At 63.9% G+C, this 26,110-nt stretch carries 17 protein-coding genes; 5 read left to right on the top strand and 12 right to left on the bottom strand.

Annotated features, from left to right (window positions below):
• Positions 1–130: 130 nt before the first annotated feature.
• From J2T23_RS18135 to J2T23_RS18090, 10 genes are all read right to left on the bottom strand, one after another.
• A complete protein-coding gene (locus tag J2T23_RS18135; protein WP_307362258.1) occupies positions 131–1,627 on the bottom strand; it encodes a bifunctional phosphatase PAP2/diacylglycerol kinase family protein in 1,497 nt (498 codons plus the stop codon).
• A 22-nt stretch (positions 1,628–1,649) separates the two neighbouring features.
• Positions 1,650–2,864: an MFS transporter gene (locus tag J2T23_RS18130; RefSeq protein WP_307362255.1), complete on the bottom strand. Its 1,215-nt coding sequence runs from the start codon at positions 2,862–2,864 to the stop codon at positions 1,650–1,652.
• The gene (locus tag J2T23_RS18125; protein ID WP_307362252.1) at positions 2,861–3,634 is read right to left on the bottom strand and encodes a DeoR/GlpR family DNA-binding transcription regulator; all 774 of its coding nucleotides are present in this window, start codon (positions 3,632–3,634) and stop codon (positions 2,861–2,863) included. The genes J2T23_RS18130 and J2T23_RS18125 overlap by 4 nt, the downstream gene beginning before the upstream one ends.
• Positions 3,635–3,685: 51 nt before the next feature.
• Positions 3,686–5,368, bottom strand: coding sequence for an ABC-F family ATP-binding cassette domain-containing protein (locus J2T23_RS18120; RefSeq protein WP_307362250.1), 1,683 nt, complete (start codon positions 5,366–5,368; stop codon positions 3,686–3,688).
• Between the two features lie 25 nt (positions 5,369–5,393).
• Entirely contained in the window at positions 5,394–7,382 is a 1,989-nt protein-coding gene (locus tag J2T23_RS18115; RefSeq protein WP_141158820.1) for a penicillin-binding transpeptidase domain-containing protein, read from the bottom strand.
• Positions 7,383–7,447: 65 nt separating this feature from the next.
• Complete coding sequence (locus J2T23_RS18110; protein WP_307362247.1) at positions 7,448–8,890, bottom strand: phytoene desaturase family protein; 1,443 nt, start codon at positions 8,888–8,890, stop codon at positions 7,448–7,450.
• Positions 8,883–10,346, bottom strand: a complete 1,464-nt coding sequence (locus tag J2T23_RS18105) for a glycosyltransferase family 87 protein (protein ID WP_141182848.1) — start codon at positions 10,344–10,346, stop codon at positions 8,883–8,885. The genes J2T23_RS18110 and J2T23_RS18105 overlap by 8 nt, the downstream gene beginning before the upstream one ends.
• A gap of 512 nt (positions 10,347–10,858) precedes the next feature.
• On the bottom strand, positions 10,859–10,990 hold the full coding sequence (locus J2T23_RS18100) for a hypothetical protein (RefSeq protein WP_307362243.1): 132 nt from the start codon (positions 10,988–10,990) through the stop codon (positions 10,859–10,861).
• A 155-nt stretch (positions 10,991–11,145) separates the two neighbouring features.
• The gene (locus J2T23_RS18095) at positions 11,146–11,730 is read right to left on the bottom strand and encodes a histidine phosphatase family protein (RefSeq protein ID WP_141182849.1); all 585 of its coding nucleotides are present in this window, start codon (positions 11,728–11,730) and stop codon (positions 11,146–11,148) included.
• The gene (locus tag J2T23_RS18090; RefSeq protein ID WP_307362240.1) at positions 11,727–13,235 is read right to left on the bottom strand and encodes a CCA tRNA nucleotidyltransferase; all 1,509 of its coding nucleotides are present in this window, start codon (positions 13,233–13,235) and stop codon (positions 11,727–11,729) included. Before J2T23_RS18090 ends, J2T23_RS18095 begins: the two co-directional genes overlap by 4 nt.
• A 208-nt stretch (positions 13,236–13,443) precedes the next feature.
• Here J2T23_RS18090 and J2T23_RS18085 point away from each other — a divergent pair, with 208 nt between their 5' ends.
• From J2T23_RS18085 to trxA, 5 genes are all read left to right on the top strand, one after another.
• Positions 13,444–13,944, top strand: a complete 501-nt coding sequence (locus J2T23_RS18085; RefSeq protein ID WP_141158815.1) for an NUDIX hydrolase — start codon at positions 13,444–13,446, stop codon at positions 13,942–13,944.
• 60 nt (positions 13,945–14,004) lie between these two features.
• The gene (gene murJ / locus J2T23_RS18080; RefSeq protein WP_307362238.1) at positions 14,005–16,143 is read left to right on the top strand and encodes a murein biosynthesis integral membrane protein MurJ; all 2,139 of its coding nucleotides are present in this window, start codon (positions 14,005–14,007) and stop codon (positions 16,141–16,143) included.
• 166 nt (positions 16,144–16,309) lie between these two features.
• Positions 16,310–17,965: a discoidin domain-containing protein gene (locus J2T23_RS18075; protein WP_307362235.1), complete on the top strand. Its 1,656-nt coding sequence runs from the start codon at positions 16,310–16,312 to the stop codon at positions 17,963–17,965.
• A 158-nt stretch (positions 17,966–18,123) separates the two neighbouring features.
• Positions 18,124–19,080 (top strand): thioredoxin-disulfide reductase, encoded by a 957-nt coding sequence (trxB, locus tag J2T23_RS18070; RefSeq protein WP_141158812.1) that lies wholly within the window; start codon positions 18,124–18,126, stop codon positions 19,078–19,080.
• A gap of 36 nt (positions 19,081–19,116) precedes the next feature.
• Entirely contained in the window at positions 19,117–19,443 is a 327-nt protein-coding gene (gene trxA, locus J2T23_RS18065; RefSeq protein WP_141158811.1) for a thioredoxin, read from the top strand.
• Positions 19,444–23,586: 4,143 nt separating this feature from the next.
• Here trxA and J2T23_RS18060 read toward each other — a convergent pair.
• A complete protein-coding gene (locus J2T23_RS18060; protein ID WP_307362230.1) occupies positions 23,587–24,900 on the bottom strand; it encodes a ParB/RepB/Spo0J family partition protein in 1,314 nt (437 codons plus the stop codon).
• Between the two features lie 65 nt (positions 24,901–24,965).
• A complete protein-coding gene (locus J2T23_RS18055) occupies positions 24,966–26,048 on the bottom strand; it encodes a ParA family protein (protein ID WP_246839819.1) in 1,083 nt (360 codons plus the stop codon).
• Positions 26,049–26,110: the final 62 nt, after the last annotated feature.

Raw genomic sequence — 26,110 nt, 5'->3', positions numbered from 1 at the left:
GCAGCGGACGGCTGCGGACGTTGTGGGGTGCGGATACCTTCCCCACGCTACCGAGGCAGGCGCCGTTTTGGGCCGGTTTCAGGGATGATTCAGGGGAGAATCAGGGTTGTCCTCCCCGGCGTGGCCCATGTCAGGGGCGTGGTGAGTAGTACGCCAAGGCTTTGGGCCGTACTTCGTAGGCCACCTTCCGGACACCGGCCAGCGCTTCTCCGTCCACTGCCAGTGCCATGGGCGCGCCGCCGGCGTCGATCCTCACCTCGGTGGCTTCCCGCAGGTGGGTGATCCGTGAGCTTGCCACCGTCCCCGTCAGCACGGACCAGAGAAGCCGAAGCCGGGCAAAGGATTCGTCGGCGGTGATCAGCCGGACGTCCAGGACCCCGTCGTCCATCACCGGCCTGATCAGGGGTGCGTGGTCCCGTGGATAATACCGGCCGCGGCCCAGGTAGGCGATCCACACCTTGTGGCGGACGCCGTCCACGCTCAACGTTGTGGGGGTGCCTGCGGCGAAGGTGCGGAACATGGCCACAACACCGGCCAGCGGCTTGCCCAGCGCCGGCTGCAGGTATTCCCGCCGCCGCACAAGATTCGGATAAAGGCCCACGCTGGAGGTGTTCAGCATGATCAGCCGGGAGACTTCGGGATTGCCGGCAAGTCCGCGTTCCACGGTGACCACACCAACGTCGGCCAGCGCCGCGTCGCCCTTTTCCGCGGCCGCGACCGCCTCCTTGAGGCTGCCGGTCCCGGCGTCGCGTGCAAAGTGGTTGAGCGTCCCGCCCGGCAGGACCAGCAGGGGTATGGAGCGTTCGACGGCGACAGCGGCTGCGGCGCCGACGGTCCCGTCTCCGCCCCAGACACCGAGGGCCAGGGTGCCGGGATGGTCTGCAGTGGCATTGATTCGCTGGACCAGCTCTTCGTCCAGCTGCGCGATATTGATATGCGCCTTCGGGAATATTTCTTGGAGCGCTGCCGCGGTTTCCTCTTTGAAAGAGCCGCCCAGGGTGTTCACAACGATACTGAGGCCCTCGCCGCCCGGCAGTGCCGGTGCGCTGGTTACCGCCCGCGTGGTCGGGGGAATGGGCGGACGGACAGGCCACCAGTGGCGCGTCACCAGGGCAGCTCCTGCACCCAGGATCGACCCGAAGATCACATCGGAGGGCCAGTGCGCGCCGGTGTGGACCCTCGAATAGGCCACCCCCAGGGCGGCCGGAGCCAGCGCGACTCCCAGCGCCGGACGGACCAAGCCGGCTCCCACGGCAAACGCTACGGCTGATGCGGAGTGCCCGGACGGCATGGAGGAGCTCGTGGGCTGCGGATGCACGAAGCGGAAGACCGGCAGGTGCTCGGGGAGCGGACGGGTCCGGGGGAGCAGTGTCTTGAACACCACGTTGGTCACTGCCGACGCAACTCCCTGCGCGATCAGCCCGTGCACCGCCGCCCTCCTGGTCTTCCCCGGGAAGAGGGCCAGCACCGCTGCCGTTCCCATCCAGAGTTTGCCCTGGTTGGCGGAGGCGGAGAGGCGGCGGAAGAAGGCGTCGTGGTTGCCTCCGGGCAGGCCCGAAACATGCCCTACGAGGTATCTATCGAGGCGGCTGACCCAGCTCCGGCCCGGGGGCTTGCTGCTTTGCATGGGATCACCCTAACCCCACGGGCTACTCCTCCGGGGCTGGCCCCGGTTCAACGCGCAGGGGTTTCGCCGCTCCGGCGAGGAGCAGTGCCACCAGGATGGGCGCCATGATGGCCAGCAGAGCGGTGTGGATTCCGGTGAGGTCACCCAGGTAGCCCAGCAACGGCGGGCCGGCCAGGAAAGATATATACCCCAAAGTGGATACAACTGACACGCGGGCCGCTGAATGCTTGGGGTCATCCGAAGCTGCGGACATGCCCATGGGAAAGGCCAGGGCGGCGCCCACGCCCCACAGGGCAGCTCCAATACCTGCCAGCCAAATGTTTGATGCCAGCACGAAGAGACCCAGTCCGGCGGCGGCCGCGGCCATGCTGGCCCGCAGCACGGCAACCCGGCCATACTTGTCGATGACCCGGCCGCCCAGGAACCGCATTGCCGTCATGGCCAGGACGAACAACGCGAACATGAGGGCGCCGGTGGCTTCGGAGGTGGCAAGCCCGTCCACCGAGGCCTTGGCGATCCAGTCGTTGCCTGCGCCTTCGGTAAGCGTGGCGCCGAGGACCACCACACCAATGAGCAAGGTCCTGCTGTCCCGCCAGGCGGACGGTCCCTTGGTTCGTTTCGGCTCCCCGTCCACAGGAGCAGTCGAGACGTGGGGGAGGAAGTAGCGCGGCACCGTCAGCGCCACCAGCACCACTACGGCTGCGATCACCATAAGGTGCAATGGCAGGTCCACGCCGAGGGTTGACAGCCCCGCCCCCACCAGGGCCCCTACGAAGGCGCCTCCGCTGAAGGCTGCGTGGAACTGGGGCATGACGGTCCGCCGGAGCTTGTGCTCCACGTCGGCCCCTTCGATATTTTGCGCCACGTCCCAGAGGCCAATTCCAATGCCGAAGAAGAAGAGTGACACGGCCGTTCCGGGAATGGACGTTGTCAGGAGTGACATGGCGATGCCCACGCCGGCGGCCGCGGCCAGCAGTCCGGCATAGCGCACGGTATTGGCCGTTCCGAGCCGGCCCACCACGAGTCCTGCGGTTGGCAGCGCGAGCAGGGATCCCACGGCCGTGCACAACAGCAGGGTGCCCATTTGGCCGGAAGTGATGTGCAGCGTCTGGGTGACGGCGGGGATGCGGGCCGCCCAACTGGCAAAGACAAGCCCGTTGATGCCGAAAACCACGAAGGTCGCCGCAGCGGCGGCCTTTAGTCCTGCCTGCTGGTCCGTTCCGGTATTGGTGCTCATACACTCACTACTTCCACTGGGTATTTCTCAAGTTCGGCTTTGTCCTGTGCATTGAATTTCCGGTCCGTGACGATGACGTCCACCCGGTCCAGTCCCGCCACCAGAACCCTGGCGTGGGCCTGCCACTTTGCGGCTGAGGCGGCTACCACCACCCGGGCTGCGGATTGCAGGCCGGCTGCCTTGACGGCCGCATCTTCAAGGTCGTGGGCCAGGAGTCCGTCTTTGAAGTCCACGGAACACGGCGTCAGCACCGCGGTGTCGAAACGCAGGGACCTGATGGTGGACTCGGCCAGTGGTCCGCGGAAGCAGAGTTCACCGGGCACCACGCTTCCCCCAGGCAAGAGCAGCGCGGGGCGTGAGCCCCCTGCGCCCTCTCCCTCAGCTGCCGCGTTCAAGGCCTGCAGGGACATGGGCATCAGCGTCAGCTCCCTGCCCGCCACGGCCCGGGCCACTGCGGTGGCGGTGCTTCCGCTGTCCAGCCAGACGTGCTCGTTCTCCGCCAGGAGGCCGGCGACGGCTGCCGCAATGCGCCTCTTGCCGTCCTGCTCCTCCAGCTCCCGCTGTCCGTAGCCGGGATTCTGCCCCTGCCCTATCAGGCTCCTGGCCCCGCCGTGGACCCTGCGAAGGACACCATGGCCGGCCAAAACCTCGAGGTCGCGGCGGATGGTTGCTCCGGAGGCGCCGCAGGCCTGCATCAGCTCCTCCACGCTCACCTCCGGCTGCTGCCGCAGGACTTCGGCGATTACGCGGTGCCGCTCACCCGTCTTCATGATCAAATGCTATCAATACTTGATCATTTGATCACGCATGTGATCAAACCCTCAGCGGGCGCGCTCCACCCGCTGTTCGTCCCAAACGGGCTCCGCGGACTCATAGACCTTGCCGTCCGAACCGAAGACCAGGAACCGGTCGAAGGTCCGCGCGAACCAGCGGTCGTGGGTCACGGCCAGCACGGTCCCCTCAAAGTGGTCAATGGCCCGTTCCAGCGCTTCGGCCGAATGCAGGTCCAGGTTGTCCGTGGGCTCGTCCAGCAGGAGCAGCGTGGCGCCGCTGAGCTGGAGCAGCAGGATTTGGAACCGCGCCTGCTGACCGCCGGAGAGGGACTCATATTTCTGTTCCGACTGCCCCGCCAGGCCGTAGCCGTCCAGCGCGCCGGCGGCGGCCTCGCGACCCAGCCCGGAACGGTGTTCGTCGCCGCGGTGCAGGATCTCCAGGAGGGTCTTGCCCAGCAGGTCGGGCCGGACGTGGGTCTGGGCGAAGAATCCTGGCCGGATCCGGGCACCCAGCTTCACGGTTCCCTCGTGGGGTACCTCGGCGATCTCCACATCGGAAACGGGGAGGTGCTCGCGTTCGGGGTCGGTGCCGCCGGTGGCGAGCAGCCGGAGGAAGTGCGACTTGCCCGAGCCGTTGGATCCGAGAACACCGACCCGGTCGCCAAACCACACTTCGGTGGAGAACGGCTTCATCAGGCCCGTGAGCTCCAGCCGCTCCGCCACGATGGCCCGCTTGGCCGTTCGGCCGCCCTTGAGCCGCATCTGGACATTCTGCTCGATGGGCAGGGCCTCGGGCGGCCCAACCTCCAGGAACTTGGCCAGCCGGGTCTGCGCCGCGTGGTACCGGTTCGCCATGTCGGAGCGGAAGGCAGCCTTGTTCTTGTACATGTTGACGAGTTCCTTGAGCTTGATGTGCTCCTCGTCCCAGCGCTTGCGGAGCTCCTCGAAACGCGCGTTCCGGTCTGCGCGTGCCTCGACGTAGGACCCAAAGCCGCCGCCATGGATCCATGCGGCCGCTCCGTTGATTCCGGGCTCCAAGGTGACAATGCGGCCGGCTGCGTTGTTCAGCAGTTCCCGGTCGTGGCTGATGAAGAAGACGGTCTTCTTTGAGTCATTCAGTTTTTCCTCGAGCCAGCGCTTGCCCGGCACGTCCAGGTAGTTGTCCGGCTCGTCGAGGAGCAGGAGGTCGTCCGGGCCGGCGAATAGTGCCTCCAGCACCAGGCGCTTTTGCTCGCCGCCGGAAAGGGTCGACGCCGGGCGGTGCTGCGCGCGGTCGAAGGGGAGTCCCAGCGCGGCCATGCAGACCTCGTCCCAGACGGTTTCGACGTCGTAGCCCCCGGCATCGCCCCAGTCCACGATCGCCTGGGCGTACCGCATCTGGGTGGGCTCGTCGTCGTGCTCCAGCATGGCCAGTTCGGCCTCGTCCACCTCTCGGGCGGCGCCCGCAAGGGCCGGGGGAGCGGCGGAGACCAGCAGGTCCCGGACCGTGGAACCATCCCGGACCTGGCCCACGAACTGGCGCATGATGCCCATGTTGCCGGAGCGCCCGATGACGCCCTCGTCGGGGACCAAATCCCCGGCGATGATCCGGAACAGGGTGGTTTTACCTGTGCCGTTGGGGCCGATCAGGGCGGTCTTGGTGCCGTCCGGGACCTTGAAGGTCACCCCGTTCAGCAGCTGGGTGCCGTCGGAGAGGAAGTAGTCGATGCCGGAAACGTCAATATGGGCCACGCCGTCAATCCTCCCACGCCGCTTCCTAGCCGGCGGCGGTGAGGAACTGCTTCAGCAACGGCCCGGAGGTGGTGGCGCCCAGGCCGCCGTCCTCCACGAACACTGCAACGGCCAGGTCACCGTGGACGGCCACGATCCAGGCGTGGGTCTTGGGCGGGTTCTCGGTTCCGAATTCGGCGGTTCCCGTCTTGGCTCCTACCGGTGCGCCGGGGACGCTGGACAGGAAGCCCGCGTGCCCGGAAGTGACCACGGCGCGCATCATGTCCGACAGCGATGCCGCCTCCGCTGCGGTGATGGGCTTGTCCGACGCCGTGGAGGGCGCCTGCGCAGTGGCCGTCGCCGATGCTTCGGCTGCTGGAGCGGTGGAACCCGCCGTTGTTCCGGCGGCGGGAGCACCGGCGTCGGGGTTCAGGACCAGCTGCGCCGAGACCGGGGCGCCCTTGGCGACCGAGCCGGCCATGATCGCGGCGGCCAGCGGGGACAGCAGCACCTTGCCCTGGCCAATCATGGAAGCCGCGTGCTCCGTGCCCTGGGCTTCACCTGGGACGGAACCCAGGAATGCTTCTGCGCCGAGTTTGGGTGCCTCAACCGCCACCCCCATGGATGTGGCCGCTGCTTCAAGCTGGCCCTGTGAGACAGAATCGCGCTGCGAGATGAAGGCGGTGTTGCAGGAGTGGGCAAAGGCGTCGCGCAGGGTGACCGCACCCAGCGAGGTTTCCGGGTAGCCTTCGGAGTTCTTGAAGGTCCGTCCGTCGACCGTTAGCGTGGGCGTGCACTGGACGGTGGAGTCCGGCGTCATCCCGTTGCGGAACATTGCAAGGGAATCCACCATCTTGAAGATGGATCCGGGGGCGTACTGCCCCAGCATGGCCGTGTTGTAGCCGTTGCTGCCGGGCCCCGAGGCGGCGGCCAGCACGGCGCCGCTGGAGGGCCTCAGGGCCACAATGGCCGACGCCGGACCCACCTTATCCAGGGTGGTTTCGGCCAGCGACTGCAGCCGCGGATCGAGCGTGGTTTTCAAGGGCGTCCCCGGCTTGGGTGCCACCTGGAAGAGGACGCGCCGCGGGTCCGTACCCGCCGACTGGATCTGTTCGCGGGTCAGGTCTGCCCGCTGCGCGCGGATGACCACCGCGTCCGAGCCACGGAGCTGTTCGTCATACTGTTGCTGGAGCCCGCCGATACCGGTGACATCACCCGCGGTAAGGACGCCTTTCGAGGCCTCAATCTGTTCGGCGGTGGCTTCCCCAACGGATCCGAGCACTGCGCGGGCAAACGTCCTGCTCGGGGCCAGGGGGATCGACGCAGGGATGCCGCGGGCGCCGGGAATGGCCGCGATCTGCTCGTCGGAGATGGTGCGGCCTTCTTCACGCAGCGTGATGGCGGAAACGAAGGCCTGCGCCCCTGCCGCTTTGACCTGCTGCACGTAGGCGGCAGGGTCCACTCCCACCAGTGCCGCCAGCTTGCCGGCAGAATCGGCCGGGTCCGCGGTGCCGAGCTGCGGTTTGTCGATGCCTACGTTCACCACGGGGCGGTAGGTCACCAGCGGGACGTCACCGGCACCAAGGATGTCTGCACGCTGGGGGGACTGGGATCCCTTGGTCACAATCTCGCTGTCCGCCAGGCCTGGTGCCAGGATGGCCGGGTCCCAGACGGTGAGCCACTTGCCGCCGGACTTCTTGAAGTTCACTGCGATGGTGTACTTCCACTCCGCATCACCGAACTTCCAGGTGTAGTTCAAGGGCGCCGACGCCTTGTCTCCGTCCAGCGTCAGGGTGCCTGACTGGACCTCTGGCTTTTGCGGGTCCAGTGCCGCGAAAACCTGGTGCAGCTGGTCGTTTGCCGCTGCGGCGTCTTTGCCCTCGAAAGCCACAGACCCTACATCGAGCGCGGAGACCGCCCCTGCCAGTTGTTGGGCGGCAGCTTCCGCTCCGGATTTTCCGTCATCGCAGGCCACCAGTGTGGAACTGAGAATGAGCGCAGCTACGGCAAGCGAAAGTTTCGTTGATTTCCCCATCGCGCCATTATCCCCCGGACCGGACGTGGGCCGCGCCACGCCGGCGGTTGCCGCCGTGAAGGGTCCTAGGACAGTCCCAGATCCGGAACCGGGAGTTTGAAGATGTCCTTGAGGGCATACTTTGCCGCGTGCAGCCCGGGCATGCCCGTGACACCGGGCCCGGGGGGCGTCGATGACGAGCACAGGTAGACGCCGAGCAGCGGTGTCCGCCACGGGACTGGAGATACCACCGGTTTCTGGACAAGTCCGCGGACATCCATCACGCCGGCGCTGAAGTCGCCCCCAATGTAGTTCCGGTTATAGTCGGCCAGTTCCGCAGCGGTGATGGCGTGCGATTCCACCACGAGGTCGCGGAAGCCCGGCGCGAACCGTTCCAACTGGGCCACCACATGGCTGGTCATGTCCTTCGTCGAGCCGGACGGCACATGGCAGTAGGTCCACAGGATGTGCCGGCCTTCCGGTGCGCGGCCGGCATCGAACCGGGAGGGCTGGGCCACGAGCACATACGGCCGTTCAGGGTGCCGTCCGGCACTGACCTCGTTCTCCGAGCGCGCGAGCTCAGCCCGCGTGCCGCCCACATGAACCGTCCCGGCGTCGGAGAGCCCGGCTGCCTGCCACGGCACGGGGCCGGACAGGATGAAGTCCACCTTGCAGGAGCCGTTGCCGTAGCGGAAACGCTCCAGCGCCCTGCGGTAGTGGGCGGGAAGGGAATGTCCTGCCATTCCGAGCAGCCCCGCGGGGGCAACGTCCAGGAGGGTGGCGCGGGCAGCCGGAAGCTGTTCCAGCCTGTCGATCGGCGTGTCGGTGTGAATGGCGCCGCCGTGTGCCCGGATGTCGTCGGCAAGTGCTTCGGCAATTGATGCGGAGCCGCCGCGGGGGATGGGCCACCCGCCGGCGTGCCCCAGGGCGCCGAGCATGAGACCGGCGCCGGAGGCTGCGAGGGAGGGCAAATGGGAAATGGCGTGGGCGGCCACACCGCTGAGGAGTGCCGGCGCAAGTTCGTCCCGGAACCTGGCGTTCCACAGTCCGGTGCCCTGCTCCATTGTCCGCAGCCCATAGACGGCGGCCACCAGGGGGTTCCGGGGAATCCGGAGGAGCTGGTTCTGCGTGAAGTCCATGACAGCGTCGATATGCCGGACCAATGGTTCCATGAGCCGCCGGTATGCGGGGCCGTCCTGTCCCAGCTCCGATGCCGTCCTGTCCAGCGACCTGTAGGCCAGCGCCGCGCGGCCCCCGTCCAACGGTGACCCGAAGGAAATCTCCGGGGTAACCAGCTCCACCCGCCGGGGCAACTCGAAGGCACGGAAGAAAGGGGAAGCAACGGCCATGGGATGCACCGCAGAGCAGACGTCGTGGAAGTATCCCGGCCGCATGAGCTCTATGGTCCGGGTGCCACCACCGATTTTGGGTGCTGCCTCGAAGACTTCCACTGACAACCCGGCGCGTGCCATGACCGCTGCCGCGGAGAGTCCGTTGGGACCGGAACCGACTACCGCGACATCAGGCATGGGACTTTGCTTTCGAGGGAAGCAGCGGAGCGGCCGGGCCGAATGGATTTAGCCGGAACCGGTCCGGTGCGTTGGCAAACGGACCGCCGTGGGGATCGTCGAGGTGGTGCCGGCGGATGGGATCGTACATGGGATCGTAGATATCCCAGACGACGCGTGCCATGAGGTAGCCCACCGCGACCATGTGCGCGGCCACAGCCAGGACGTAGTAGGGCATGTCCAGGTTGTGCTGGGAGGAACCTGCGCTGGTCACCTGACCAAGGTACATCCAGATGGCAGCCCAATGCAGGGCTTCGACGCCCTGCCACACGAGGAAGTCACGCCACCGTGGCCTGGCCAGCGCCAGCAGCGGGATGAGCCACACCACGTACTGCGGGGAATAGACCTTGCTGGTCAGGATGAAGGCAGCCACGATCAGGAATGCGAGTTGCGCCAGGCGCGGGCGGCGACGGGCGGTGAGGGCAACAGCAGCGATACCGAGGCAGGCCACCACGAAGAGTCCGCCCGACAGGAGGCTGACGCCTTCGGCACCCAGCTTGGACCAGCCCAGCCTGTCCGCCACCAGGTTGTAGGCAAACCAGGGGGAACTGTATCCGGCGCCCCGGTCGGCGCTGTACTGGAAGAAATAGGTCCAGCCGGAAAAGTTCGCGAGGGCGAAAGGGAGGTTGACCACCAGCCATGCGGCGGCGGCGCTCCCGGCGGTAACCAGCAGTGGCCTCCATCGGGCAGTCCGAACCGCCAGCAGCAGGATGGCCGCCAGCACCAGCACGGGATACAGCTTGGTGGCGGTGGCCAGGCCGATCAGCACGCCGGCGGGAACCAGCCGCTGCCTGGCGAAGAGATACATTCCCAGCGCAAGCAGGCAGGCAGCCCAAAGGTCCCAGTTGATGGTCCCGGCCAGCACGATGCCCGGCGCCAGTGCCACCATGGCAGCGTCCCAGGGGCGGCGGCCGGGCATCCGGGCAGTCACCAGCACGGTAATCATGGCCGCCGCCGCCAGCAGCACGGCGTTGATGTCGAAGTAGGCCAGTGCCTGGGCGTTGGCGTCCCCTCCCGGGACCAACCATGCCGTCAAGCCCGCGATCAATCCGATGAGAACGGGGTATTCGAACAAGCTGCCGCTGCCCACGATGGGAAAGACTCCCGCTGCCATGCCCCGGTTCCGGAACAGCTCCGGAAAGTCCGAATAGCAGGTGGCATAGAACTGCGTGGGAGTCTCCCACCCGTTGGCCCTGCAATAACCCTTCAGCAGGATCCCCAACAGGGCTGCCAGCGCCGTGAGGGCAATGAGCACCCGCTCGACGGTAAAGATGCCGGGGGTGACGACTCCGGGATCCGTCCGGGTCCCCAGCGGGCCGCCTATTACCTCGGTGAAATTCCGCAGGAGGGTGTCGCTTCGGCTGGGCACCACGATGCGGGGCCGTCGACCATCCTCCGGCGCCTGGGTCTCGTGCATGGGATCGAGCTTACAGCCGGCCCCTTCCCACGGGACCGGGGCCGGCCGTCAGCGCAGGCCGCCAACCTGCTGGTGCATCAGCACGAATACGTCATTTCGATGCTGCTCCAGCAGGCCGCTGTTAAGGGAACTGCGGCGCTGCAGGGGACGGGTCAGGAGTCTCATGATTCTTTGCATCAAGGGGAGCCACCTCCTTTCTTGGGCGGTGGGAAATAGGGCATGACAAATCAGCGCCTTTTAGGGCGCACAAAAGTAAGGCAGAAATAAGGACCGGCAATCCATGGAAGAATCCAGATTAATTGCAGGAATCAGCGCAATTGTAAGTTCGGACAATTACGGGAGTTGCGCCGGAGCTGGCAACTGCCGGCCGTCGGTGGCCCGGGCAGGGACATCGGACGACAAAGGAAGGAGTGATGCGTTGGCTATCAAAGAGCCAGCGGAGTGCGTTCCTTTACCGGACGGCTGTCCCGGGCGGAAGCCCGTGCGGGGTCCCGGCCGGAGGCTGGTGCCGCTTAGCGGCGCCGCAGGCCCTGGACGGCGGCTGAACGCCAGGTATCCGGGGTATCCGAGGCAACGCCTGCAGAATCAGCAAAGGCCGGGAACGCATTGACGAGGGCATTCCATTCGCCAGTCAAAGTCATCATTTTCCCAACCTCCTTTTCTGCTGTTCGCTGCTTGGTGTGCAATGCGGTCTTGGCCCCGGCAGATTGCCGCGGGGTCAGGAATAAAGGTACCCCAGGAATCTGCGAAAGGCCAGCAATTCCCGGGAAATGCTGATTAGTTTTTTACTAAAGGCGATTCAGAGGCCCCAACGGACAATGGCGGGCGTCTTCTTATCCCAGCCCAGGGTGCATACTTTGGCCGTTCCCAGGACAAAGTGCCGTCCCTCCGTGGGCGGCAATTCCAGCCAGCGGGCAGTCAGGATCCGGGAGAAATGCCCGTGTGCCACGATCAGCACATTGTCCATCCCCGATTCGAGGATCCGGCCGATGATTTTGTCCGCCCTGGCGGCCACCTCGTCCAGGGTCTCGCCGTTGGGTACGCCGTGGGTCCAGATCAAGTAATCGGGGTTGTCCTTGCGGATCAGGTCGGAGCTGATGCCTTCGTAATCGCCGTAGTTCCATTCCACGGCCAGCGGCTCATGCCGGGCATCGGGGAATCCAGCCAGCTCGGCGGTTCGCCGCGCGCGCCGCAGCGGGGAGGTGAGCACCAGGTCGAAATCGACGCCGTCCAGTACCTTGCGGGCCTCGACGGCCTGCTGTTCACCTTCCACGGTCAGGGGGAGGTCGGTCAGGCCGGTGTACTGACCGCTTTTGGACCACTCGGTCTCACCGTGGCGGAGGATCCAGAGCTGGGGGCGCGGGGCAAGGGCGGGATTGGTCACTTGGACTCCTCAACGGGTGAAGGTTCGACGACGGCGGGAGAGGCTTCCGCCCCGGGGCCGGAAGGTGCGGATTCAGGCTGTTCAGCCCACCAGCGGAGCAGGCGCGCCTCCGCTTCCTCGGTGGGCAGCGGTCCATGCTCCATCCGTTCATTCAGGAGGAACTTGTAGGCCCGGCCCACTACAGGCCCCGGTTTAAGCCCCAGCAGCTCCATGATCCGGGCACCGTCGAGGTCCGGGCGCACCGCATCCAGGGATTCCTGTTCACGCAGGGCTGCGATCCGTGACTCGAGGTCGTCATAGGCGAAGGCCAGGCGTTCTGCCTTCCGCTGGTTCCTGGTGGTGACATCGGAGCGGGTCAGGCGGTGCAGGCGCTCCAGGAGCGGCCCGGCGTCCGTGACGTAGCGTCGGACGGCGGAGTCACTCCAGCCGGCGTCACCGTAGCCGTAGAAGCGCATGTGCAGTTCCACCAGCCGCGCCACGGCCTTGGTGGTGTCGTTGTCGAACCGCAACGCCTTCATCCGCTTGCTGGTGAGCTTGGCACCCACCATGTCGTGGTGGCGGAAGCTCACCGCGCCGCCCGGTTCGAAGCGGCGCGTAGCCGGCTTCCCGACGTCGTGCATCAAGGCTGCGAACCGCAGCACGAAGTCCGGCGCGGGCACGGGGCCGTCCGCGTTCGTTTCAAGTTCGGCTGCCTGGTCCATGACCTGCAGGGAATGCTGGTAGACGTCCTTGTGCCGGTGGTGCTCGTCGGATTCGAGGCGAAGGGCGGAAACCTCAGGCAGCACATGTTCGGCCAGTCCCGTATCCACAAGGATGTCGATCCCGGTCCGCGGCCGTGCCCCGCAAATGAGCTTGACCAGTTCGTCCCGCACGCGTTCCGCGGAAATGATCTTGATCCGGTCGGCCATGCGCGTCATGGCGTCCCGGACGTCGTCGTGGACTGTGACGCCCAGTTGCGCGGCGAACCTGGCCGCCCGCATCATCCGGAGCGGATCATCGGAGAAGGACGCCTCCGGTGCACCGGGGGTTGCCAGGATGGAAGCATGAAGGTCGCGGACCCCGCCGAAGGGGTCCACCAGTTCCATGGACGGCAGTTTCAATGCCATGGCGTTGATGGTGAAGTCCCGGCGCAGCAGGTCATCGGTGAGGGAGGAACCGAAAGCCACCACGGGCTTGCGGGAGTCGGGATCGTAGGCCTCGGCCCGGTAGGTGGTGATTTCGATCTGGAAACCGGCCTTGCGCATGCCGATGGTGCCGAATGCCCGGCCGATCTCCCAGAAGTTGTCCGCCCACTTCTTGATCAGTGCCACCGTCTGGTCCGGCGTGGCATCCGTGGTGAAGTCGAGGTCGGGGGAAACCCGGCCAAGGAAGAGGTCGCGTACCGGACCGCCCACCAGGGACAGCTCGTGGCCGGCGTCCACGAAGCGCTGCCCGAGCTCCAGGACCACCGGCGGTACCTTGAAGTCGACAGTGTGGGAATCAATCTTGTGATGTGCGTGCGCCATAGTTCCTTAAGCTTGGCAGAAACCAGCGCCTTGGCAGTCCAAAAAAGCGTCACGATCCGCGCTGATTCGGGTTCCCGTGCGGAAAGTGCGTCATATCCCGTCCATGTTGTTGTCATGTTCCGGTCATCACGGGAGGGCAACAGTCGTTAGAGTGGACTCCATGGCCCATCCAGTACCGAGCGCTCCAGGCAGGAGGACAAACGCACCGTTGCCGTCAGCAATAGGTGCGCACGTTGCCCCTGCCCAGCAGTCGGCACCGGCATCGCTGCCAACGGTTGAGGAAGTGTCGGCCGGCGGCGTGGTGGTGGACACGTCCGACGCCGAACTGAGGGTTGCCATCATCGCCCGCCTTAACAGGGGTGGACGCCTTGAGTGGTGCCTGCCCAAGGGGCATCCGGAGGGCAAGGAAAACAACGAAGAGGCCGCGGTCCGGGAAATTGCCGAGGAAACCGGCATCGAGGGAGACATCCTGGCACCTCTGGGCAGCATCGATTACTGGTTCACCGTCAGCGGCCATCGGGTCCATAAGACCGTGCACCATTACCTCCTGCGTGCCACGGGCGGTGAGCTCACCATCGAAAACGATCCCGACCAGGAAGCCGTGGACGTGGCCTGGGTGCCCATCCAGGAGCTGGCGCGGAAGCTGTCCTTCCCCAATGAACGCCGCATCGCCGACCTCGCCCGCGAGGTCCTTCCCGGGCACCTTTAAGCCCGGACGCCGCCGTCGTCGTTGCGGTGTTATGCGCCCGCGGGTGAGACGATGAAGTCGATGTCAGCTACCAACTTTCCTTCCGACCGGTCAGGCCGGCCCAATGATGCCGCGCCCGACGGCGTCCCCCCTGAGCCCGCCGCTCCGGACCTTGCGGAGCCTGCTGCGGCAGGCGTCAGCGAGACCCGTTCCAGCGCCATCATGGCTGCCGGGACGCTGGTGTCGCGTTTCCTCGGCTTCGGCAAGACCTGGATGCTGGGTACCGCCCTGGGCCTCGGTTCAACGGTCAATGACACGTTCATCAATGCCAACAACCTGCCCAACCTGATCTTCCTCCTGGTGGCCGGCGGCGTGTTCAACGCCGTGCTGGTCCCGCAGATCATCAAGGCCAGCAAGGCTCCGGACAGGGGAGCGGACTACATCAGCCGGCTGCTGACGCTGGCTGTCCTGCTTCTCTTCGGCCTGACTGCGCTGGTTACCCTGGCGGCCCCGGGGGTCATCGAGCTGACCACGCAGGGGTACTCCCCGCAGCAGAAGGCCCTCGCCGTCACCTTTGCGTTCTGGTGCCTGCCGCAGATCTTCTTCTATGGGCTCTACGCCCTGCTCACCCAGGTCCTGAACGCCAACGGCGCGTTCGGCCCTGCCATGTGGGCACCTATCCTGAACAACGTGGTGGCCATCGCCGGCCTGGGAATGTTCATCTGGATCTTTGGCACGAACGAGTTCAGCCCCCACACACTGGACAACTGGGGTGCCACCCAGACACTGTTGGTGGCCGGGTTCTCCACTATTGGCGTGCTGTCGCAGACGGCGATCCTGCTGGTACCCGTCTTCCGGCTGAAGCTGGGACTTCGGCCCAGGTTCGGCTGGCGCGGCGTAGGACTTGGGCACGCCGCAAAGCTGAGCGTGTGGACGCTGCTGACGGCCGCCGTCGGGCAGCTGGCCTTCCTGTATGTCATGCGCATCGCCACCATCCCCGGCGCGGAGCGCATCCGGCTGCAGGAGGCGGGGGACCCGGCCGCGTCCACCCTGCCCGGCAACGCCGTCCTCGAAGTGGCCAGCCAGCTGTACCTGCTGCCGCACTCGATCATCGCGCTATCCCTGGCCACCGTGCTGTTCAACCGCATGACCCGCGCCTCCCAGGAGGGCAACCGGGCCGAACTGCGGGATGCGCTCTCGCACGGCCTGCGGACCATGGCCGTCGCCACCGTCTTTGGTGCGCTGGCGCTGTTTGCCCTGGCCGGTCCGCTGGGCATGTTCTTCTCGGGCGGCCTGCGCCAGGACGGCGTCATGCTGGCCCAGACACTGACCATCCTGGCCCTCAGCACCCCATTCATGAGCGCCAACTTCATGATGTCCCGCGTGTTCTACGCCAACGAGGACGCCCGCACCCCGTTCTACGTTCAGCTGCTGCTCGCCGTGGTGTACGTCGCGGGTGCGTTCGGCATCCAGTTCCTGCCGGTGGGCCAGATCATCTATGCCATCGCCATCCTGTACATGGTGGGCAACATCCTTTCGGTGGTCATCAGCGCGGTGTTCCTGCGCCGCATGCTGGGGCACCTGGACGGCGCCCGGATCGCCAATTCATACATCAGGATGGGATACGCGGCCCTGGGCTCGGCAATCGCCGGTGCCGGCGCCCTCTGGCTCATGGGCAGCTACAACCCCGACGGTTTCGCCTGGAGCGGCCGCCTCCAGGCACTCGTGACGCTCATTATCGTGGGGCCGGTCATGCTGGCCGTCTACTTCCTGCTCCTCCGTGTGTTCCGTGTGTCCGAGCTCAGCGACATGCTCCGGCCCCTGCTGGGAAGGTTTGGCCGCGGTAACCAGGCCCAAGGGCCGGAAGCGGGGGACGCGCCGTCGTCCTCTCCCTCTGCTGGATCCCCTGCCCGCGGGAACCAGCCTGAGCGCGCCACCACCTCGGTGGACACCGGCCTGATCCCAAGGATTTCCGGCGAGTTCGACGCCGTCTCGTTCCGCGCCGGCCCGGACCCCCAGCGCGCCGGCGGCCGCCGGGATACGCACGACGGCGGGGCACGGCAGGCTGCCGACAGCTCATATCTGCCGGGCGAGGACCAGCCGAGCACCGCCCGCGGCGGCCTGCTCAGCGAGCAGATTCCGCTTCCGGGCCGCAGGACCTACCAGGGCAAGGCCGGTGAGAACCCATTTTTCAGTACCCGGCGCAAGCGCAAAAAGTAAGTTCCGCGGCCTGTGGCGGCCGTCTTCTCCGCGGCCGTCCGGGGCGGATCGGCTAGGATCGAACAGATACAGGGGTAGTTGCATTCAGGCCGGGCCGTGCGCGCGGGCACCTGGAAAGCGGTTGCGTCATTGAGGCCGGCAATCCCGGACAGTCTAGGAGGAACACGTGTCCAACCCGATCGATGTCGGATCAGTACTGGGCGGCCGCTACAAGGTCACCGCCACAGTGTTGGCCTCGCACGACCACGATCTGGTGCTGGATGGTGTGGACCAGGTCCTGAACCGCCCGGTCAGCATCCTGGTTGCCGGACCGGAGAACACTGAGCAGGTTGCCCAGAGCGCCCGCGAGGTGGCCACGGGCGAACGTCCCGGAACGGTGCAGGTACTGGACCTTGGCGTGACCGAGGACGCCACCTACCTCATCACAAACCACACCTCGGCGGCCGATCTCCTGGACCTGGTGGTGGCGCCCAATCCGCCCTACGTCGAGCCGTTCTTCACGGACACCCTGGGCAGTGAAATCTTCGGACAGGCGCGGTCACACGAGCCTGAACCTTACGACGAGGAAGACCACGTCGAGGCCGGCTACATCAGCTACGCCGATTCACACCCCAACCCGGTTGATAACTACCGGTCAGCTCCTGAGCGGTCAGCCCCGGAACGTTCAGCTCCCGCCGTTCCGCCCAGGCCGCCGGTGAGGCCCGCTGCCCAGCAGCCCACTTCCCAGGGCCGTTCCGGGGCTGCTGCCGCAGGTGCCGCCGCTGCCGGTGCTGCCGCCGCCGGTGCGGGTGCCGCCAAGTCGGGTGCCTCGCGGATTGATCCGGATGCCACTGCCGCCCAGCCTGTGGCGCACACTGCCGCAACCGAATCGGGGCGCGCCGTCTCTGCTGAGGCGGACACGGGCCCGAACGATACTGCTGCTCCGGCCGGCAGTCCTGCTGGGGAACAGTCTTCGGCTGCTGACCAGAAGCCGAAGGTCTCCTTGTGGTCCAATGATGACTACGCTCAGTCCGGAGGCCACGACGCTTACGAGGACTCCAATGGAGCGGTGGAGGAGCAGCGTCCGGTCAAGGGCAAGGCGGCCCTCTTTGCCCGTGCGGCCGCGCCCGCTGCGGCTGGTGTGTCGTTTGCCGACCGGGATGACGATGACGATGACCGGGACGAATCCGACAATCAGCCCCGCTCAATGCGCTGGTTGGTTGGCGGCCTGTTGGCTGTTGTCCTGATTGCAGGCCTGGTCTTCGCGGTTACCAATCTTGGCAGCCTCTTCACATCAGAACCACAGGCCAAACCTACGGCTGCCCCTGTTACCAGCAGTGCTCCGCAAAACTCGGCAACGGCAACCCAGGCAGCCCCGTCGGCTCCGCCGGCCGTCCCGCCGGTTATCGAGAGCGTCAGCCGGCAGGGGAATTTCGATTTCGCTGCCACATTCGATGGTGACCTGGTCAAGGCCTATGACGGAAATGCCGCCAGCTACTGGTCCGACATGGAATTTGCGACCGAAAACTGGGGTGGTCTGGCTCCCCAGGGCGTCCCCCTCGTGGTGAAGCTGAAAGGCACTGCAACCATCTCCTCAATCACGCTCTCCCAGCTGGGGGGATCGGGCGGCAACATCACCGTTTACACCAACGACCGGCCTTCCACGGACGGAGCCAAGGCGGTGGGGACGAACAGCTTCACGTCCACTGACCTGAACATGCCCCTTTCGGAACCCGTCCAGGCGCAGTACGTGATCATCTCCATCAATTCCCTCCCCAAGCTTGCAGCGCCGAAGACCCGGTACGGTTACGGTCTGCGGCTCGCCGAGATCAAGGTCCAGTAGCACTCCACCACCAGCGTCAAGCGGGCTGGTGCTGCGTCTGTGCTGCGGGATGGCCCGCGTTGCCCGGGCGCTGGAATATTCAGCAAGCGGACACAGTTGTGCCATGTGGCCGGCCTCCGAGTGGAGGCGAGTCGAAAAAGGAAGAGGTTCACGGTCCAGTGACCATCGAAGAGAAGTCGGCGTCGGACGTTCGCGACGTCATCATTGTGGGCTCGGGCCCAGCGGGCTACACGGCAGCCGTCTACACCGCCAGGGCAAACCTCAAGCCTCTGCTACTGGCTGGATCGGTAACCGCCGGCGGCGAACTGATGAATACCACGGACGTGGAAAACTACCCGGGGTTCCCGGAGGGCATCATGGGACCGGACCTGATGGAGAACTTCGAGAAGCAGGCCGCCCGGTTCGGGACGGAGATCCAGTTCGAGGACGTTACTGACCTTGAACTCGACGGGCCCGTCAAGACGGTCACCATCGCAACGGGGGAGACCTTCAAAGCAAAAGCAGTCATTCTCTCCACCGGCTCTGCCTACCGGGAACTGGGCTTGCCCAACGAAAAGCGGCTCTCAGGACACGGTGTTAGCTGGTGTGCAACCTGTGACGGTTTCTTCTTCAAGGACCAGGACATTGCCGTCATCGGTGGCGGAGACTCGGCCATGGAAGAAGCGCTATTCCTCACCAAGTTTGCGAAATCAGTTACGGTTGTTCACCGCCGTGACTCGCTGAAAGCGTCGAAAATCATGGCAGACCGTGCCCTGGCCCACGAAAAGATCAGTTTCGTCTGGAACAGCACCGTTGATGACGTCCTCGGCACGGATAAGGTAACCGGCCTCCGGTTGAAGAACCTTTTGGACGGTTCGCTGTCCGAGCTCGCTGTTACCGGAGTCTTCGTAGCCATTGGTAACGATCCCCGCACGGATCTCGTCAAGGATGTCCTGGACCTGGCTCCGGAAGGGACCATCGCAGTACAGGGGAGGAGCTCCCGGACCAGTCTTCCGGGCGTCTTCGCTGCTGGTGATGTTGTCGACCCCACCTACCGGCAGGCCATTACCGCCTCAGGTTCGGGCTGTGTTGCGGCCATCGACGTCGAGCACTATCTGGCCGACCTGTCCGCCTAATTTGCGCCACCGTAGTTTGAAAAGAAAGAGAAGGTTATGAGCAACGCAAAAGATGTAACTGACGCAAGTTTCGACACCGATGTCCTCTCTGCCGACAAGCCGGTCATCGTTGATTTCTGGGCCGAATGGTGTGGTCCGTGCCGCAAGCTCGGCCCGATCCTGGACGAGATCGCGGGGGAGTACAGCGAAAAGGTTGACGTTGTCAAAGTAAACGTCGACGACAACCCTGCCATCGCCGCGCAGTACGGGATTACCTCTATTCCGGCTGTCTACCTCTTCCAGGGCGGTGAGGTGAAGAGTACCGTCATCGGTGCCAAGCCGAAGCAATTCTTTGAGAAGGAATTCGCCGACGTCCTCTCCTGATACGTGAGATACCTGCAGTCGATCTTGCGGGAAAAGCTTAGAAAGGTGGTCACTGCCGGTTGGCGGTGGCCACCTTTCCGTATCCCCGCCCTTTAGTAGTGGGCCAGAGGCTTCGGCATCGGTGACAGTGTTTCACGTGAAACACTGTCACGGTGTCCAAGGGGGCGGGCCCACCCCGTGCTCTTCTCGCTACTCGACTCGGGCTCTGGTGTTGCAATTGCCAGGCTCCGCAGATCGAGCACCGCCCATCGAGTCGCGGCACACAGCGCAAAATATGGGCTCGTGAAGCGGATCTGCCCGGTCACAGGGTTCTGGCGCGGAACCGCGGGCAGGAAATCGAAGGATGCATGCTGTTTACGATTACCGGGGGACCATCAGCAGCATGTCCGCTTGCGCCTGGAAACGAGACGACGATGTTGCGCCTAAGCCAACCCATTGAGACGTGGTGGCGTTTCACGTGAAACATCAGCTCAAGCAAAATGGCTCTCGGACTCGGACAATTAGCAGCAACCGACTTATGAATCCGAACTGCCAGCCTTCACAGTTTGTGAATCATCACGGATGACAGAATGACCGGTAGGTCTGCAATTCCCTATGAGTACGACAAAACTGTCTGCTGTTTCCTGCCATCGCTGTGCCGGCACTCCCCGCCCACTGCTCAAGCTGCGCCGAGCGGTAAGTGCTGCCGCTGATCCTGCTGGACTACGCCTGTAGAGTCCGTCAGCAGACGTGTGCACTAATGGAGCCGCGCTCCACGCATACCCAGGGCCCCGTTTAGATTTGCACCAAGCAAAGCAGCCGCCCAACCACGGCACGAAACATCTGACCGCCTAAATACGATCCCGGCACATCAGCAGGGTCAACCGACGACAGTGGCACCCGCCAGGGCGCCCCAAGTTGCCTTCATCTGCCGTCAAAACGACTAAGGTCCCGGCTCCGCGCCGACGCCGGAGAAGGTATCTGTACATCTCAGTGAACCCAAAGACACTCTATTCGAAGCGATGTGAAGGAGGGTCTTGAGCCTCCCGGCTCTGGGCACTGACTTTGGCGATAGATTCTACCGGTGATACCCGCTTTTCGCTGCGGATTGAGCCTGAGGACTTTCCGCTATGCCGACGTACAGGACTTCAGTCGCATCGCAGTCCGTTCTCAACTGTTGCCCCAGAGAGGATTATCGACAATATCGAAGTGCACCTTCCGAAGACCTGCAACTGTTTCGCGTGAAACATTGGCCACGCTTGCATTCGTTTCACGTGAAACATCGGCCAGGCTGCCATTTGTTTCACGTGAAACGGATGCTGCAGCGGCTCAGCCTCATTCGGGGATAGCCTGACTGCCGGGGGATTGATTGATGCCTATGCTCCGGATCATGGCATCCACTCCAGTGGTGTCTCAGGACGGAGTACGACAGCCGCCAAAGTATCGCCCCTGAATTCCCGCTTAGGAGGAGCCAAGAAGTGTAGATGCGCCCTGGCTTCTTGTTCAAGCCGTGTCGCCAGTAGATGGGGCAGCAAGGTCGATCTTCGTGCTTGAGCATCACCCTCACCACGCGGGCTTAGGACTACTGTCTCAATGGGACAAGACAAGGTTCGTGTCCTGGATGGCACCGCGGCAGAGGCGAGCCTCTTAGGCAGCCCTTTCGCGGCTGCCCATAAGCGAGTCCGTGCGGCTCCTGAGACCGGCGAGACGTGAAACCTGCCCCATGAAGGATGCACGGGCCTCCTGAGCGGGGTGGAGTTATCCACAGCGTTATCCCCAGTCGCCTCGATGGGAATCAACAGACTTATCCACAGGTAATTGCACAACTGGCTTCGTTCGGAGGCCGGGAGCAACCCCTGACCATATGCACCGTCCACGCAGCATGCGGGCCCCGCGCGGGCCAGGACAGGGTCCTCATTTGTAGCTTTGCGACGCCTGACTGACGGCCCGAGGAGGTTAATTAACCTTCACTGGGTGACGAGACTGGTGATTTCGTCGCGCATGCATCGCTGCGCCCGGTTCCACGTGAAACATCGGCAGCAGCTCGCAGATTCCCAATCAGTAATTCCGGTGACCCCGGGGCAGGAAAGGCGGGAAAGGGGGACAGGAGGCGCGTGGCGACGCATCTGGCTGAACGTCTATATCCACAAAGTTATCCACAGCGATATCCACCGGTTTGGATGTGCCGACCACCTAGGGAAATCCAGGTCCGGCGAGGAGACAGCGGCGCCGGCCGAACTGCCGAGGCATGTTAGCCACAACAGACAAGATCGCTCCGGACTGGATACCGTCAGCCCCAGCCATCCTTGGCCACACTGCATCCCATTAGCAGCATCTGTCTCGAGCCCTCGGGCTAGCGTGCCTCGCCCGACGCACAGTGTCAGGAGGCTCAGTTGTTTCCGCCACTTTGGGACACTGGACAGTACGCCCATCCCGATTGCATGCGCCGTCACCAGCGATCCTGTCAACATCGCACAATCCGCCCACTTGAGCACTCCTAACTACGTCGACCTTTTCTCTGCGGGACTACCAGATCACACCCTCCCACTGACCTTGTCCGGGGCCAGGGGCATTGCAGCGCACAGTTGAACTACGATGAGGCCCATGTTGAGACCTGGGTATTGGCTCATTGGGCGGCCCTTGTTAGCTGACCGCCGCCCGGTCGACTTCGGTTCCTCACGCAGGCCGCTCTGTCTAAGACGAGCATCCGTTTGGCTCGACGGTGACCTTGATCCGTTGGGCCCTCTCATCGGCCGAGGCCTCGAACGCGCACAGCAGACCGAAACGACACGTCTTGCTGGCCCAGTTTGCGTTAGCCCGATACACGGCGCAGCTGCGGGCGTTTCACGTGAAACAGTACAACCGCACTGCGCTAATACTTATAGCCGCTCTCGCCACAGCTATGGCCTTTGAGCTTGCATCGATGCGGTGGACACGTCCGGCCAATCGAAGGACCAGAATGCCACGCAGGGTGCACTTGGCACATGTCCTGGAGGGAGATCTATTCGCTCGCCATGACGCAGATCCACGTCAGCATCGGTCAGGCTCAGGTGTTTCACGTGAAACACTTGTCCTGGCAGTACGGAGCACTACTTGAAGACGCGTTTCACGTGAAACATCCAAGCAGTCGGCTTTCACCGGGCGTAGGTAGAACCAGTGCGAGCCAGCCAACCTACTCGACAAGGAGTCGATAAGATCCAATGTCGGCGCACCAAAGGACTATCCGCTGAGCCACCTTGAGCCGCCTGTGATGCGATTCCTGCGCGGGATGACTCTTGTCGTGGTGCAACAGCCCAAATGTGACCCTTCGGGGAATTGGAGCTGACGCGCGCGACGGTGTCGGGATAACGCAGTGAACAGGAGACCTCTACTTATCCACTCAGCAGTTTGCCAGTCAGGTCCCTTGTTCTCATCAGTGAACTGGAAACACCTCGGCTGACCACTACCGCAGAGTCTCTACCAGTCATCGCTTCATGGAGATTAGCGAATTCGAACTACTACGTCTGCGTTCCTTGGTCGCCCGATACGCTGGCCGCCCCGCCAGTGCCCTAACGTCAGTGGCACGGGATTCGTCAGTACTCTAGAGAGATTGAAGTAGTGATACGGGTACGACGGTCCACCGGACCCCACGTCCCTCACTGACAAGTCTGCTGAGATGTTTGAGCGAAAAGTCGGTCGCCTTCGCACGGCGGTGAAGAGTCATCCAACAACCTGTGCGTCGTACCTACTGATACTGATAGAAAATGCCATGAAAATCCCTGGCCGAACGACTTGTGAGGAGTCCCAGGCGCCTGTTTCACGTGAAACTATCGGACGCTCCATGAAGGTTCTGACCTAAGAGACTACGCAGTTGGCCGGACTTGCTGAATTCGCATGAGCATCTCAAATCGGAAAATACTTACTCAAAGCTGCTAATCTGCCATTGCATCGTCATTGAGAAGTGCCGGAATGCCACGGAAATGTTGTCCGCTATTAGTTGGCGCGTTCTTCCGCTTCACTACCGGAAGATGTCAGGCTTTGGGTCCAGTGTTCCATTTTCGCGCCAACGGACATACGAGAATCAAGTTAGCTCGGGACGCCCGGGCTGTAGAAGCGCCCAGTGGACAAAAAAGGCCCGATTCTCGAGGAATCGGGCCCTTTCAGGTAGGCAGTTATTTGAGCCGGTCAGTTATTTGAGCCAGGAGCTAAAACGTCCATAATGCGGTTCAAATCCTCAACGCTTGCAAACTCAATGCTGACCTTGCCCTTGCGGACTCCCAATGAGATCTTGACGTTGGTGTCCAGACGGTCGGAGAGCGAGGAAGCGAGATAGTCAAGGCGCTCGTGCCTGGCGCCGGGGCGGGGGATGTTGTTCTTGGCCGGCTTAGCAGGATCCTGGTACAGGGTGACTGCTTCTTCCGTCGCCCGGACAGACATGCCTTCGGCAACGATCTTTTGGGCAAGCCGCTCCATTGCCGCCGCGTCAGGAAGGGAAAGGAGCGCCCTGGCATGGCCCGCTGACAGTACACCGGCAGCGACACGGCGCTGCACCAGCGGCGGAAGCTTCAGGAGCCGCAGGGTGTTGGACACCTGCGGCCGGGAACGCCCGATGCGGTCTGCAAGCTGCTCGTGGGTGGTACCAAAGTCCTCCAGGAGCTGCTGGTACGCCGCCGCCTCTTCCAGGGGGTTCAGCTGGCTGCGGTGGAGGTTCTCCAGCAGTGCGTCACGCAGGAGGTCGTCATCTGTCGTGTCCCGGATGATCGCTGGGATGGTATCGAGGCCTGCCGCCTGCACTGCGCGCCAGCGGCGTTCACCCATGACCAGTTCGTAGGGTTCGCTACCATCTTCGGTTGATGTGCGAACAACGATAGGCTGGAGGACGCCAATCTCGCGTACTGAGTGCACAAGCTCGGCCATGTCATCTTCATCGAAGACGCTGCGTGGCTGCTTCCGGTTGGGGTGGATGTCAGCAACGGAAATTTCCGCGAAGCGGGCTCCCGGAACCTCAACGAGTTCAACCCCCGAGTCCGCTCCGGTGTCCACGGCATTGGGTGTAGCGGCAGAAACCGTTACAGCAGCATCTTCTTCCTCGGGTGCGGGCCCGGCAGGCGTTCCAGCCGAAGGGACGGCAGCGTCTGCAGCCGACTTGGACCCCCCACGGGGAGCCTTTCTGGCCGTCTCCTCTTTCGCGGCGGACGTATCAGTACTGGCATCAGCATTGGTTTCCCCAGCACCACCCTTACCGGCAGGGGACTTCGCGTCCGCTGGTTTAGCCGGCGACCGGCGAGCAGGGGCTGTCGATGCCGTGTCCTTGTCCGCCTTGGCTTCAGCACGTGCTGCGGGCTGGTCCAGGGGTTCGGTCTTTTTTCGGCCCTCGGGGAAGAAGAGATCCACCGGCCGGGATACCGCCCCGCCGTTACCGGAAGACCCATTGGCTGCGGCGGAACTAGGAATCAGCGCGCCAAGACCGCGGCCTAGGCCCCGTCGCTTCTCGCTCATGGGTAAATCCCTCCAGTGATAGAGCCGGGACGAGCCTGGCTCCGTGCGTTGCGGTATTGAAGATTCTAGCGTTCGGCGATTTCCGCGGCGGCTTCCAGGTAGGACAGCGCACCACTTGAGGAAGGGTCGTACGTCATGACCGTCTGCTGATAGCTGGGCGCCTCAGAAATCCGCACGGAGCGGGGAACGACGGCCGAGAGGACCTGGTCGGGGAAGTGCTGGCGCACCTCCGCGGCTACCTGGGCGGCCAGATTGGTGCGGCCGTCATACATGGTGAGCAGGATGGTCGAGACAACAAGATCGGCATTGAGGTGCTTCTGGATCATCTCAATGTTCTTGAGGAGTTGGCTGAGGCCTTCCAGGGCGTAGTACTCGCACTGAATAGGAATCAGGACCTCATTGGCTGCACAGAAGGCATTGACCGTCAGCAGGCCCAGGCTCGGCGGGCAGTCAATGAAAACGTAGTCAAGCCGTTCTTCGCCGTTCTTCTCGCGTGCCTTGGCGTAGACGTCGATGGCGCGGCGCAGGCGCTGTTCACGCGCTACAAGGGATACAAGTTCAATTTCGGCGCCGGCAAGGTGGATCGTGGCGGGTGCGCAGATGAGCTTTCCGATGTCCGGGCAGGGGGCCACCACATCAGCCAGCGGGACGTCGTTGATCAGCACGTCGTAGATGCTGTCCACATCCGCGTGGTGCTCGATGCCCAACGCGGTGGAAGCATTGCCCTGCGGATCAATATCGATCACCAGGACATTCAGCCCGGCAGCAGCAAGGGCAGCGGCGATGTTCACCGTCGTGGTGGTCTTGCCTACTCCGCCCTTCTGGTTGGAGACGGTAAAGATCCGCGTCTTTTCCGGGCGGGGGAGCTTCCGGCCCACCAAACGCTCACGCCGTTTGGTTTCATGGGCAAGCTCGCGTGCGATGGGACTCGAGTCATCAATGGCATCAATAACGTTGGAACGACCGGCAGAGGTTGTTTCACGTGAAACTGCACTGCTGGAAGCGGACGAAACAACCGGCTTTGGATGATTACCACCACGGCCGGGAGCCATTGCGATGCCCGCAAGCCCCGACCCAGCGACAGAACGTGCCGACCCCAAGGACACAAACGGTGGGATCCGTTGTGCGGAGGCTTCACTACTGGTCACTGGGGCACACTCACTCTCGTTCAGCCAATTTTGCTGCCGTTGTCTAGCCTAACTGCTCCGGC

It is taken from the genome of Pseudarthrobacter niigatensis, from assembly GCF_030812615.1.
Taxonomy (GTDB): Bacteria; Actinomycetota; Actinomycetes; order Actinomycetales; family Micrococcaceae; genus Arthrobacter; species Arthrobacter niigatensis.
The sequence above is the reverse complement of the archived record's forward strand: the minus strand, read 5'-3'. Positions and strand labels throughout refer to the sequence as shown.

What these genes read in the sequence shown, in the direction of transcription:
- J2T23_RS18135 (WP_307362258.1), bottom strand. Translation starts at nt 1,627, where the DNA reads ATGCAAAGCAGCAAGCCCCCGGGCCGGAGCTGGGTCAGCCGCCTCGAT.
- J2T23_RS18130 (WP_307362255.1), bottom strand. Translation starts at nt 2,864, where the DNA reads ATGAGCACCAATACCGGAACGGACCAGCAGGCAGGACTAAAGGCCGCC.
- J2T23_RS18125 (WP_307362252.1), bottom strand. Translation starts at nt 3,634, where the DNA reads ATGAAGACGGGTGAGCGGCACCGCGTAATCGCCGAAGTCCTGCGGCAG.
- J2T23_RS18115 (WP_141158820.1), bottom strand. Translation starts at nt 7,382, where the DNA reads ATGGGGAAATCAACGAAACTTTCGCTTGCCGTAGCTGCGCTCATTCTC.
- J2T23_RS18110 (WP_307362247.1), bottom strand. Translation starts at nt 8,890, where the DNA reads ATGCCTGATGTCGCGGTAGTCGGTTCCGGTCCCAACGGACTCTCCGCG.
- J2T23_RS18105 (WP_141182848.1), bottom strand. Translation starts at nt 10,346, where the DNA reads ATGCACGAGACCCAGGCGCCGGAGGATGGTCGACGGCCCCGCATCGTG.
- J2T23_RS18100 (WP_307362243.1), bottom strand. Translation starts at nt 10,990, where the DNA reads ATGATGACTTTGACTGGCGAATGGAATGCCCTCGTCAATGCGTTCCCG.
- J2T23_RS18090 (WP_307362240.1), bottom strand. Translation starts at nt 13,235, where the DNA reads ATGGCGCACGCACATCACAAGATTGATTCCCACACTGTCGACTTCAAG.
- murJ (WP_307362238.1), top strand. Translation starts at nt 14,005, where the DNA reads ATGTCAGCTACCAACTTTCCTTCCGACCGGTCAGGCCGGCCCAATGAT.
- trxA (WP_141158811.1), top strand. Translation starts at nt 19,117, where the DNA reads ATGAGCAACGCAAAAGATGTAACTGACGCAAGTTTCGACACCGATGTC.
- J2T23_RS18060 (WP_307362230.1), bottom strand. Translation starts at nt 24,900, where the DNA reads ATGAGCGAGAAGCGACGGGGCCTAGGCCGCGGTCTTGGCGCGCTGATT.